The sequence below is a fragment of the Mesorhizobium sp. C277A genome, assembly GCF_040324395.1.
Lineage (GTDB): Bacteria > Pseudomonadota > Alphaproteobacteria > Rhizobiales > Rhizobiaceae > Mesorhizobium.
The window spans coordinates 1,547,595-1,560,301 of the sequence record NZ_JAMYVW010000002.1; the positions used below are offsets into that span (position 1 = coordinate 1,547,595).

At 64.9% G+C, this 12,707-nt stretch carries 6 protein-coding genes and 2 pseudogenes; all 8 read left to right on the plus strand.

Going from position 1 to position 12,707, the window contains the following annotated elements; genetic code table 11:
* The first annotated feature begins 1,004 nt into the window (after positions 1 to 1,004).
* The 8 genes and pseudogenes from ligD (at position 1,005) to NKK52_RS07775 (ending at position 12,468) form a co-directional block, all read left to right on the plus strand.
* Positions 1,005 to 1,802: pseudogene (gene ligD / locus NKK52_RS07740) on the plus strand (non-homologous end-joining DNA ligase LigD).
* A 145-nt stretch (positions 1,803 to 1,947) separates the two neighbouring features.
* The gene (locus NKK52_RS07745) at positions 1,948 to 2,916 is read left to right on the plus strand and encodes an ArdC family protein (RefSeq protein WP_023686038.1); all 969 of its coding nucleotides are present in this window, start codon (positions 1,948 to 1,950) and stop codon (positions 2,914 to 2,916) included.
* Between the two features lie 69 nt (positions 2,917 to 2,985).
* Positions 2,986 to 3,306 (plus strand): DUF2958 domain-containing protein, encoded by a 321-nt coding sequence (locus tag NKK52_RS32210; protein WP_460221719.1) that lies wholly within the window; start codon positions 2,986 to 2,988, stop codon positions 3,304 to 3,306.
* 75 nt (positions 3,307 to 3,381) lie between these two features.
* The gene (locus tag NKK52_RS07755) at positions 3,382 to 5,502 is read left to right on the plus strand and encodes a ParB/RepB/Spo0J family partition protein (protein ID WP_023686040.1); all 2,121 of its coding nucleotides are present in this window, start codon (positions 3,382 to 3,384) and stop codon (positions 5,500 to 5,502) included.
* Between the two features lie 46 nt (positions 5,503 to 5,548).
* Positions 5,549 to 5,668: pseudogene (locus NKK52_RS32215) on the plus strand (DUF6117 family protein); the annotation flags it as partial.
* A 174-nt stretch (positions 5,669 to 5,842) separates the two neighbouring features.
* Entirely contained in the window at positions 5,843 to 10,171 is a 4,329-nt protein-coding gene (locus tag NKK52_RS07765) for a strawberry notch family protein (RefSeq protein WP_023686041.1), read from the plus strand.
* The gene (locus NKK52_RS07770; protein WP_023686042.1) at positions 10,168 to 11,205 is read left to right on the plus strand and encodes a DUF7146 domain-containing protein; all 1,038 of its coding nucleotides are present in this window, start codon (positions 10,168 to 10,170) and stop codon (positions 11,203 to 11,205) included. The genes NKK52_RS07765 and NKK52_RS07770 overlap by 4 nt, the downstream gene beginning before the upstream one ends.
* Positions 11,206 to 11,547: 342 nt before the next feature.
* Positions 11,548 to 12,468, plus strand: coding sequence for a DUF2493 domain-containing protein (locus tag NKK52_RS07775; RefSeq protein WP_023673137.1), 921 nt, complete (start codon positions 11,548 to 11,550; stop codon positions 12,466 to 12,468).
* Positions 12,469 to 12,707 lie beyond the last annotated feature (239 nt).

Sequence of the window (12,707 nt, forward strand, 5' to 3'; positions counted from 1 at the left end):
GCACACCATGCCGGCGCCCAAGGGAATAAATCTCGGCGACGCAATGGGTCAAGCCCGGGGCTCATGCGTCGCTGCAGATTTCGGGAGGACGGCGGATATTCGCTTTTCTCCGACCGAAAGCGTGCCAAGGGACGTCGCCAGCTAAACAGCAACCGGCGTTGACGCTTGAGAGCGCCTGGCAGCGTTCACGGTGGCCTGTATGGGCGCTCGACATTTCGCGAGTGGCATGTGTTGCGAGCTTGTTGCAGATCATGTTCGCACCATGCAACGGCAAAACGCCTCATCGAGCGCAATGGAAAAGCCGCATTCTCAGTTCGGTCGAGCGAGCGCTTTCTGCACGAGTTGTGACAGGGGAGGGCCTGTCAGGCTTGGAATTCACAAGCTGCAACGCAATTGAGGAAGAAGCCGAAAGGGTGCAAGACCAAATCGATTTCTTGCAGCCAAACTCGGCTCTGGTGTGGTTCAATCCTGTTTGCATCATCGCGGATCAGCGGTCGGACTGTCGAGAACTGAACTGCGCGATCTCAGCCGGTGGGCTTCGAACCAAAACATGCGGACCACCGCGGACGGGGACAGTCGGTCCCGCGTCGCGTCCTGCGGCCGGCGCTATGCTGACGCTCCTACGGCTGTCCTGTTCACCGCCCGCGGCGGGGGGCGAATTTCCTCCGTCCTGCGCGTGACAATTGTCCGCTGTTGCGGCCGCGCGCAGGACTGCGGCTTATGCGCCGTTCTTCCTTGAGCGCCGACGGTCGCCGGCGCGGTGCTTGGGGATGGAACCGAATCCCAGGCAGCGTATTGACATGTATCCGAGTTCCTCATGTCCGAGTAGACGGCACTCTCAACAAAAGGCGCAAACGGCCCAGAGACTCGGCCAATCTCGATCCGGCAACGAGATCGCCGCTGCTGTCGGCGTCAAGCTGACGCATCCGGACAAGGTCATGTATCCAGGCACCAAGGTGACCAAATCCACGCTCGCCGCCTACTACGCAGTGGTCGCCGAGAAGATGCTGCCGCACATTCAGGATCGGCCGCTGTCGCTGGTGCGCGATACTCACGGCGACCTGCAGCAGACCTTCTTTCAGAAGCACAACCTGCCAGGCGTGCCCAGGGCCATCCATGATGGCCACTTGGAGAAGGTGTCCGGTAAGGAAAGCCGCATCTCGTGGTCGATGACTTGGCTGGGCTGATCGCGGGCGTCCAGACGTGCTCGAATTCCACATCTGGGGAAGCCGTCGCCAGCAGCCGGATCTGCCGCACCGCATGATCTTCGACATCGACCCCGACAGGGCTTGGGCTTTGCTGCCGTCAAGCAGGCAGCCCTCGACATTCGGAGCATTCTGGAAGCGCTTGGATTGCAGTCGTGGCCGTTGCTGTCCGGCGGCAAGGGCGTTCATGTGGTCGTCCTGCTCCTCCCGGAGGCAGACTGGGACGAGGTCAAGAGCTTCTGCCAGGACTTCGCCGAACTGCTGGCCCGTACAGATCCGTCGCGCTTCGTCGCCAATATGAGCAAGGCGAAGCGCAAGGGCCGAATGTTTCTCGATTACCTGCGCAACGGCCAGGGCTCCACTGCAATCTGCCCCTGGTCGACTCGGGCACGCGCGGGGGCGTCGTGCGCGGTGCCTGTCAGCTGGGATGAGTTGCCCACCTGCGAAAAACGCCAACGGCTTCGATGTCTTCGCCGCCGCCGCGCGGGCTCAGTTGCGCGAAGCCTGGGAAGGTTATTTCGACGTCGCACAAACGCTTACCGACCGCATTCGGCACGCAGTCCGGCAGCAATAACCATAGGTCAGCGACACTACTGATTGGCGCGGACCGCCTTTGCCCCAAGTCCGGGAGCGTCCCCCTTCGAGGCCTGGGCTAGCCTCTAGAGCGAGAGTACGGACCGGTTTGCCGTGACGGGTTGAGAGCTGGAGGAGAGGCCTCCGGCGCCCGTCGCGGAGAAACCCGATGTCCAGACATTACGCTCGCGCCGGCGCCGACCGGGCAAGCCTCTATGATGACATCACCAACAAGATCATCGCCGAGCTGGAGGCTGGGCGCTTTCCCTGGGTGCCCTGGGGCACGGCGGCGGCGCAAGCACCCCTCGCCATGCCGGCCAATGCCGCCTCTGGCCGTGCCTATTCGGGGATCAACGTGCTGATCCTGTGGGGTGCGGTCGTCGAGCATGGCTTTCCCGTCCAGGGCTGGCTGACTTTCCGCCAGGCGCTATCGCTGGGCGGCCATGTCCGCAAGGGCGAACACGGGACCACCGTCGTCTATTCTGACCGCTTCATCCCTGACGACGAGAAGAAACGCGCGCGGGAGACCGGCGAGGCAGCACGGGCCATACAGTTTCTGAAGCGCTTCACCGTCTTCAACGTCGCGCAATGCGAAAATCTGCCCGACGATCTGGCGGTGTTTCCGCCCGCACCAGAGCCCGGACTGATCGAACCGGCCGTCGAGGCACTGATCAAGGCGACAGGGATCGATTTCCGCATCGGCGGCAATAGCGCCTATTATGTGCCGGCGCACGACTACGTGCAGGTGCCGCCTCCGCAGGCGTATTTCGAGACCATTGACTGGCACCGCACCGCCCTGCACGAGCTTGGCCATGCGACCGGCCATCCCTCCCGCGTCGGCCGTGACCTCGGCTGCGCCTTCGGCACAAAGCGATATGCTTTCGAGGAACTGGTCGCCGAAATGAACGCAGCCTTCTGCTGCGCCTCGCGAGGTATTGCGCCGACCGTGCGCCACGCCGATTACCTGGCCTCCTGGCTCGACGTCCTGCGCGAAGACAACCGAGCCATCGTGCGTGCCGCCTCCCAAGCCAGCAAGGCAGCCGACTGGTTGCTCGCCTTCCTTCCGCAACCCGACAACGGAACCAGGGCAGGGCCCGCCAGCGTCGATGAGGTCGAAATCGAGAAGAGGGCGGCATGATCGTTCTCACCGAGGAACTGCGCGTGCCTGCTCGCCAATAGCCGCGATCGCGACGCCGAACACGTACGGGTGGTGAAGCTCTTCAAATCAACTCGGCGAAGGAATTGGCTCGCAACCGCGCTCGAGATGACGTCGATCCGGCTGCCTTTCGGCATCGGCATCGAGCGGGACATGCTCTTTGGCACCGACCTGCCGATTTCCGTCTGGGCAGAGGCGGTCCGCCGGGGCGGAAACCTTCGCGACGCCGAACGCAACTCGACCATGCCGGCCAATCTGGCCGAGACGGCGAGTGAGATCTCAGCTTGTAATCCGCAAGCCGCAGATGCGCAGTCGTGTCTGCGGCCCTGTCCCCACCTCTGGATCTTCGGTGCGGCTCAGTCCTCAGAGTGAGAGGGCTGCGCCCGTCTTTTTTGACGGGTTTGGAGGACGAGAGAGTTTCGGCCGCCCGTCGCGGAGATAGTCCACATGGCTACGCCCAAGCAGAAGATCACCCTCAACGCTTCACGTGACATCCCCTTCAACAAGCTGATGCTGAGCCAGTCCAATGTCCGGCGCATCAAGCGCGGGGAAACCATAGAGGACCTCGCCGCGTCGATCGCCCGGCGCGGCCTGCTCCAGAGCCTCAACGTCCGGCCAGTGTTGGACGGCGAGGGCAACGAGACCGGCATGTTTGAGGTGCCGGCTGGCGGGCGCCGCTATCGCGCGCTGGAACTGCTGGTCAAGCAGAAGCGCATGAGCAAGACCGAGCCAGTTCCCTGCGTCATAAGCGACGCCCACAGCGCGGTCCCGATCGAGGAGGACTCGCTGGCCGAGAATTTTCAGCGCGAAGATTTACATCCGCTCGACATGTTTCGCGCCTTCCAGACACTTCATGACCAGGGCGCGAGCCATGAGGAGATTGCCGCACGCTTCTTCGTCTCCGCAACATTCGTGCAGCAGCGCCTCAGGCTGGCCAGGGTTTCGGCCAAGCTGCAGGAGATTTACGAGCAGGATGGCATGAAGCTCGAGCAGCTCATGGCGTTCACCGTGACCGACGATCACGCCCGTCAGGAGCAGGTCTGGGAGGCGCTCGAAAACTCCTGGTCGAAGGAGCCGCAGCAGATCCGGCGCCTGCTGACGGAGACCACTGTGCGGGCAAGCGATCGCCGGGCGCTGTTCGTCGGTGTCGACGCGTATGTCGCTGCCGGCGGCGTGGTGCTGCGCGACCTGTTCGAGGCCGACAATGGCGGCTGGCTGCAGGACCCCGCTCTGCTCGACCGCTTGGTCGGCGATAGGCTGAAGTCGATCGCCGACGAGATCGCGGCGGAGGGCTGGAAGTGGATCGTGGTCGATGCCGATCTGCCCTACGGGTACAATCACGGTCTGCGGGCAATCGCTGGCACCCCCGTCGGTCTGACCGACGCGGAGCGGGCGGAACGCGAAGCCCTGCGGGCGGAGTACGACCGGCTGGAAGCCGAGTATGGCGAATCCGACGAACTCCCCGACGATGTCGATCAGCGCCTCGGTCACATCGAGACCGCGCTTGAGGCCTTCGAGAGCCGGCCGATGCACTACGATGGGGCCGAGATCGCCCGCGCCGGTGTGTTCATCAGCATCGATCGTGATGGCGATCTCGTCGTCGATCGGGGCCATGTGCGCCCCGAGGACGAAGCGATGCAGGCGGTCGACGGCCACTCGGCCGAGCCAGGTTGCGCCACCGAGAACGAAGACAGCAGACACAATCCTTCGGCCCGCGCCATTATCACCATCGGCGCGCAGGCGTCCGAGCCTGAGGAGGATGACGGCGACACCATCAAGCCGCTACCCGAGCGCCTGGTCATCGAACTTACTGCCCATCGCACGTTGGCGCTGCGCAATGCAGTGGCCGAGAACCAGCATGTGGCCATCACGGCGCTCTTGCACCGGCTCGTCCTCGACACCTTCGGTCAGCGTTCCGCCATCGGCTGCGTCGAGGCCTTCGTCCGACATGTCCACTTGCCGTGGCAGGACGTCGGTCTCAAGGACAGCCCTGCGGCCAAGGCCGTCCATGAGCGCCATGAGGCATGGAAGAGCGACATTCCACTGGATGACGACGAGGCCCTATGGGCGTGGCTCGACGGACTCGATGAAGCAAGCCGGCAGACGCTGCTGGCGCATTGCGTCAGCTATGGGATCAACGCCTTGTTCGAACGACCCAATCCCTACGGCAGCGGCGTTTCCCAGCATGGACTCGATCAGCGCCGGCGTGAAGCCGATCGGTTGTCCCGTGCCACCGGGCTTGACATGGTAGATGCCGGCTGGCGGCCGACGGTGGATAACTATCTCGGTCGCGTCACCAAGTCCCGCATTCTCGAAGCCGTGCGCGAAGGCGCCGGCGACCAGGCCGCCCAGCTTATCGACCATCTCAAGAAGGCCGACATGGCCAAAGAGGCCGAGCGCCTCCTGGCCGATAGTGGCTGGCTACCCGAACCGCTCCGCCTTCGCGGCAATGACGCCGCCTGGCCGAATGTGGGCGAGGAAGCTGACCTCCCCGAATTCCTGGCCGGTGATGACGAGGCCGGCTCGGCCACCCATGAGACTGCCGCACACGCGGTCGCCGCCGGATAGCACCGTCGGCGGAGTGGCGCGGGTCGCTCGGCCCTTTCTTCTTCACTACGAGTTCACGCCGTTCGCTCATCTTGCCGACGGCAATCCCTATGATGCCTACCTGCCGCCCGATCCCGACAGCGCCAATGGTTTCCTACAGAAGTCGGGGCCTGACGGCGGAATATGATCGAGATCGGTTGATACCGGCAAGCGCTCCACCTCATGGCGGGGCCGCTTGTTTCATTTTGGCTTCGGTGGAGGCCAGAGAGGGAGAGGCGAGCCGGGATGGTTTTGAATCCGCACGGTCCAGAGAGAGCGCCGCGCGGCTCGATCCTGTCCCCGCTCTCCCGAGGTTCACACCATGTACATGATCTCGCCCGCTGTGGCAGTTCCCGCAGCCGCGCCGCTCCCGCTCTCTCAAACCGGTGCAGCCGGCGCTATCTTCGCCGCCGCCGGCCTTCTGCTTCCCCATCTCGAGCGCGGCGACAGCATCGACGCGCCAAAGCTGCGCGCGGCGATGGAAGCCGCATTCGGCGCCTCCGACGCCGCCGGCGCCTGGGACTGGAAGCAGGCCTACGATGCCTGCGAGGCTGCGACGGTCCTTTTCCTGCGCAAGTACGGAAAGGCGTTGTTCCGCAAGGCCGCGTCTCCGGCTCTCCGGCTGTCAGCATTGTCGAAGATCGCCCGGCTCATGCCGACGCATACCCGCCGATCCGAAGAAGCACAGACCTTCCAGCAGTTCTCGACGCCGATTCCGCTCGGCATGGTCGCCGCAACGGCCGCTGCCATCACGCCGGCCGACCGTGTGCTGGAGCCTTCCGCCGGCACCGGGCTGCTCGCCATCCTGGCCGAGATAGCCGGCGCCTCGCTCATTCTCAACGAGCTTGCCGAAACCCGCGCGGCACTTCTCTCCGGCCTCTTTCCGGCCGTCTGCGCCAGCCGCTTCGACGCCGCCCAGATCGACGACCATCTCTATCCCGGCGCCGTGCCCAGCGTGGTGCTGATGAACCCGCCCTTTTCGGTCATGGCCAACGTCGAGGGCCGCATGGGCGACGCGGCCTGGCGGCACATCGCCTCGGCCCTGGCGCGCCTTGCGCCCGGCGGGCGGCTGGTGACGATTACCGGTGCGAACTTCGCGCCCGACCACCCGGCCTGGACCGCCGCCTTTACTCGCCTGCAGGAACGTGGCCGCATCGTCTTCTCCGCCGCCATCGACGGCTCGGCCTATGCCAAGCATGGCACGACCTTTCCGACACGCCTCACCGTCATCGACCGGGTGCCGGCGGACGATCCGGACGTGTTCCCGGCAGATCAGGGCGTTGCCCCGGATGCCGCGACGCTGATCGCATGGGTCGGCGAGCATGTGCCGGCACGGCTGCCGGTCACCATACCCGCAGGTGCAACTCCCACATCGTCGTCGGCCGCACCCCGCACAGTGCGCGGCTATCTTGGTCCCACGGCAAGAATAACACCGCGGCCACCGCTCACTGATCCCGATGCCGTTGAGCTCGCCTATGAGGTGCTCGACTGGAAGGCCGCCGAGGGCGGCCACATCAGCGACGCCATCTACGAGGACTACGCGCTTCAGGCGATCCGCATTCCCGGCGCGCAGCCGCACCCCACCCAACTCGTGCAATCGGCGGCCATGGCCTCGGTCGCGCCGCCCAAGCCGAGTTATCGGCCGCGCCTGCCGAAGAACGTCCTTGACCTGCTCTCGGACGCGCAGCTCGAGACCGTCATCTATGCGGGCGATGCTCACGCCGAGTATCTCGCCGGCGCCTGGACGCTCGACGATACCTTTGACGTAATTAGCGCGGCGGCAGATGACGCGGCGCGGGCCGTGCGCTTCCGGCAAGGCTTCATGATCGGCGACGGTACCGGTGTAGGCAAGGGCCGCGAGTCCGCCGCCGTAATCCTAGACAATTGGATGCAGGGCCGTCGCAAGGCCGTCTGGATCTCCAAGTCAGACAAGCTCATCGAGGATGCGCAGCGCGACTGGTCCGCGCTCGGCATGGAGCGCTTGCTGGTCACCCCGCTCTCCCGCTTCCCGCAGGGCAGGCCGATCACGCTGGCCGACGGCATCCTGTTCACCACCTATGCCACGCTGCGGTCCGACGATCGCGGCGAGAGGCTTTCGCGGGTCAAGCAGATCGTCGAATGGTTGGGTCCGGATTTCGATGGGGTCATCATCTTCGACGAGGCGCACGCCATGCAAAATGCCGGTGGCGGCAAGAGCGAACGCGGCGACGCCGCTCCCTCCCAGCAAGGCCGTGCCGGCCTGAGGCTACAGCACGCCCTGCCGAATGCCCGCATCGTCTATGTGTCGGCGACTGGCGCCACCACCGTGCACAATCTCGCCTATGCCCAGCGGCTCGGCCTCTGGGGCGGCGAGCATTTTCCATTCTCGACCCGCGCCGAGTTCGTCGAGGCGATCGAGGCTGGCGGCGTGGCGGCGATGGAAGTACTGGCACGCGACCTCAGGGCACTTGGCCTCTATACCGCCCGCTCGCTCTCTTTCAACGGTGTCGAATACGAACTGCTCGAGCATGAGCTGACGCCCGAACAGGTCCGCATCTATGACGCGTACGCTGGGGCCTTCGGCGTCATCCACAACAATCTCGATGCTGCGATGCAGGCGGCCAACATCACCGGCAGCACCGGCACGCTCAATGCCCAGGCCAAGTCGACCGCGCGCAGCGCCTTTGAAAGCGCCAAGCAGCGCTTCTTCGGCCATTTGTTGACCAGCATGAAGACACCGACCCTGATCAAATCCATCACCGGCGATCTGGGGGAGGGCCATGCGGCCGTTGTCCAGATCGTCTCGACGGGTGAGGCGCTCATGGAGCGGCGGCTGGCCGAGTTGCCGACCGAGGAATGGAACGATGTTCGCGTCGACATCACGCCGCGCGAATACGTCCTCGACTACCTCGCTCATTCCTTCCCGGTGCAGCTCTACGAGCCCTTCACGGATTCGGAGGGCAATCTGTCGTCGCGCCCGGTCTACCGCGATGGCCAGCCGGTCGAGAGCCGCGAGGCGGTCGCCCGGCGCGACGAGCTGATCGCGAAACTCGCCAGCTTGACGCCTGTCCCCGGTGCGCTCGACCAGATCGTCCAACATTTCGGCGCGGACCTCGTCGCCGAAGTCACTGGCCGCTCGCGCCGCATCGTGCGCAAGCGCGACCGCCTGGTCGTCGAGCACCGAGCAGGGTCGGCAAATCTGGCCGAGGCGCAGTCCTTCATGGACGATCAGAAGCGCGTTCTGGTGTTTTCCGACGCCGGCGGGACGGGTCGTTCCTACCATGCCGAACTCTTGGCACGGAACACGCGGCTGCGTGTGCATTATCTGCTCGAAGCCGGGTGGAAGGCCGACACCGCCATCCAGGGCCTGGGCCGCACGCATCGGACCAATCAGGCGCAGCCGCCGCTGTTCCGGCCGATCTCGACCAATGTGAAGGCGGAAAAGCGCTTCCTCTCGACGATCGCCCGCCGTCTCGACACGTTGGGCGCAATCACGCGCGGCCAGCGCCAGACCGGTGGCCAAGGGCTGTTCCGGCCAGAGGACAATCTTGAAAGCCACTATGCCGGCGATGCCTTGCGGCAGCTCTATCTCCTGATCGTACGCGGCAAGGTCGAGGGCTGCACACTCCAGCGTTTCGAGGCGGCGACCGGTCTCAAGCTGATGGACAACAACGGCATCAAGGACGAGTTGCCGCCGATCACCACCTTCCTCAATCGCCTGTTGGCGCTGACCATCGAAGTGCAGGGCGTGCTGTTCGGCGCCTTCGAGCAGCTTCTGGCCGCTCGGATCGGTGGCGCCATCGCCTCGGGCACCTATGACACCGGGCTGGAGACCCTGCGGGCCGAGAGCTTCGTCATCACCGACCGGCAGGTCATCTACGCCCATCCGCGCACCGGCGCCGAAACGCGGCTGCTGACGATCACCCAGCGCAAGCGCAATCGGCCCGTCATGCTCGATGCGGCGCTCCATCACCTTCGCGATTTGCGCGCCATCCTACTGATCAACGAGCAATCTGGCCGCGCCGCCGTGCAGATCCCAACCACCAGCATCATGCTCGACGACGGCGAGATCGAGCGGCGGGTCCGCCTGATCCGGCCAATGGAAGGCCAGAACATGCCGCTCAAGGCTATGGGCGAAACCCGCTGGGTCGAGGCCCACCGTGAAGCTTTCGCTGCAGGATGGAATGCGGAGGTCGCCGAGACTCCCGAGTTTGCCGATGCCGTGCTGCACATGGTGACGGGCCTGTTGTTGCCGATCTGGAAGCGTCTGCCAAACGAGTCGACCCGCGTTTTTCGACTTCAGACCGACGAGGGCGAGCGCATAATTGGTCGCCTTGTCACGCCGGCCTGGGCCGCCAACGCCACGGCGACAGGCGTCGCATCGCTATCGCCCGAGCAGGCGCTCGCGGCGCTGATCGACGGGCGGACGATCCTTGATCTCGCCGAGGGTCTCCAGCTTCGCCGCAGCCGCGTCATGGGCGCGTGGCGCATCGAACTGTCGGGCTTCACCGACACGATGCGGGAGCGCCTCACCGCCTACGGTCTCTTCCACGAGATCATTTCGTGGAAGCTCAGGATGTTCGTGCCGATCGACGCCAACGGGCTCGCCGTGCTGGAGCGCGTGCTCGACCGCTTCCCAATCGAGCGGGTCAGTGAGCGGGAGGCTGCATGATTCCGCGTCACGCTGCATCCGACCTCGCACACCGCCTCGCCGAACATGCCGAGGCGGTGTGCCGCCACTACCTCTCCAATGGCCGTCGCCAGGGCAACTATTGGAGCGTCGGCGACGTCCGCAATGCGCCGGGCCGCTCGATGTTCGTGCGTCTGCAGCCATCCCCGAAGGGACCGCCAGGCAAATGGACCGACGCCGCTACCGGCGAGCATGGCGACCTGCTCGACGTCATCCGCGAATCCCTCGGACTGGTCAACTTCCGGGACGTCGCCGATGAGGCGCGCCTGTTTCTCGCTATGCCAGATGCCATGCCACCCCGACCGGCCGCGCCGATCACGCAGGTCCCCATTGGATCTCCGGAAGCGGCTCGCCGACTGGTCGCCATGTCGAAGCCCATTATCGGCACCCTCGTGGAAACCTATTTGCGTGGACGTGGCATTGCGACTTTGTCCGGCACCGGATCGCTGCGGTTCCATCCGCGCTGCTACTACCGGCCCGGCGGTCATGGACCGACCGAGACCTTGCCGGCAATGATTGCCGCCGTTACCAACTTGGATGGACATCTGACCGGCGCGCACCGCACCTGGCTCGCACCGGATGGCACCGGCAAGGCACCGGTCGACACGCCGCGTCGGGCAATGGGTGACCTTCTGGGTCACGCCGTCCGCTTCGGCGTACCCGGCAGCGTCATGGCGGCAGGCGAAGGCATCGAGACGACGCTATCGCTCAGATGCGCCTTGCCCGATATGGCGATGGCTGCGGCACTCTCGGCAGCCCATCTTGCCGCCATCCTGTTCCCGCCGACCCTGCGCCGGCTCTATGTCATCCGCGACAACGATCCGGCCGGTGACGGTGCCCGAGACAACCTGCTAGAGCGCGCTACGGACGCCGGAATCGAGGCAATCGTGCTGTCGCCGGTGACGGAGGACTTCAACGAAGACCTCCGCCATTTCGGACTTGTCGACTTCCGGTCCTCGATTGCGGATCAGCTCATGCGCAAAGATCGTATCCGCTACCTGACACAGGCGGCATGAGCCGTGAGGGGAAGCGCGCGGCGCACGGTGCCGGTGCGGCGCAATGGATGCGTAGCCCGCCGGCAGAGAACCGCGACCCGGCCTTCGAGAGGGCGATCGGGCCACGAACTGGCCGGCCAGGCAATGGCGGCGGCCGACTATTTTCCGGCGACGCACGACCACTCGCGAATGGCAGGGATCGGGCGCGACGCCTTTCCATCGCGATGCAAAATAGCCGGCCGCCGCCATCCTCCGCTGCGCTCCGGCCCTCCGCTTCGCTTGGGGTGTCGGGCCAACCCGCCCGTGGGCTCTCGTCGCCATGAAGGCCGCGAGGGTCGCGGTCAAACCGACGGGAGCATCCCCATGAGCGAGCACGACGACATTGAACCGCACCACGCCGCTTCTGCGACCGATCACATCCTCACCGAACTCCAGCTCTATGGCTGGCGACCATTTGCGGACGAGCCCGATCCGCGACCGCTCCCCGGTGGCGACCAAGTGGCCGGAGCCGTGGCCGACATCTTTGACGCCCTCATCGGCACCCTCGCCGACACGCGCCTCGAACCCGACCTTGATGACCTGCTCTGGTCCGTCACCAATGTCTTCCACCGAGCTGTACAACGGATCGAGCGGCAACTGGACGACAATGAGCAGGCCCAGCGCCGCCTGCAGCGCGAGCAGGACGGAAGCGAGATCAAGGCGGTTGAACTCGAGACACTCACCGCCCAGGGCCAGACCATGATCGAACGGCGCGACGCCTTCGAGTTGATGCGTGACCAGGCCGCCGAACACTACGATCAGTACACCGGTTCTGCCTGGCGACCGCGCACGGGGTCGATGGTAAACCACCACCATCTCACCGCCGCAATGATCGATAGCCGCGACTTCCTCGCGGCCAGGCGGCGCGCGGAAGCCGACGTCATGTTGCCCGCTGGCTCCAAGATCGCCTTCTCCGGCGGCGATACCGCCGATCACGAGCTGATCTGGGCAAAGCTCGACCAAATCCGTGCCAAGCACCCCGACATGGTGTTGATGCACGGCGGATCACGCAAAGGCGCCGAAAAGATCGCCGCCGGCTGGGCCGATCATCGCAAGGTGCCGCAGGTCGCCTTCAAGCCCGACTGGAGCAGACACGCCAAGGCCGCTCCCTTTAAGCGCAACGACCAGATGTTGGCGGTCATGCCGATCGGCGTCATCATCTTTCCCGGCACCGGCATTCAGGAGAACCTCGCCGACAAGGCCCGCAAGCTCGGCATCCCGGTCTATCGATTAGGCGGCTCGTGAGCGCCCCCTTTGACCCTAGATCTTAGTCCAGGTTGGTCACCGCTATTCCACAATCTCACCGATGTGGAGGTATGTCTTTCACGACGCGAACGGCGGCTTCGCGCCTCATGACAGTCGGTTCCCCGGTTCAGTCCATTCACCAAAAGCGGGCGTCGCCAAACGGCCAGCCCTCAGGCTGTTATGTTCGCGGCAAATGCTCAGCTGGGCCGAATGGATGAGGCGCGACGATACCAGGCAAA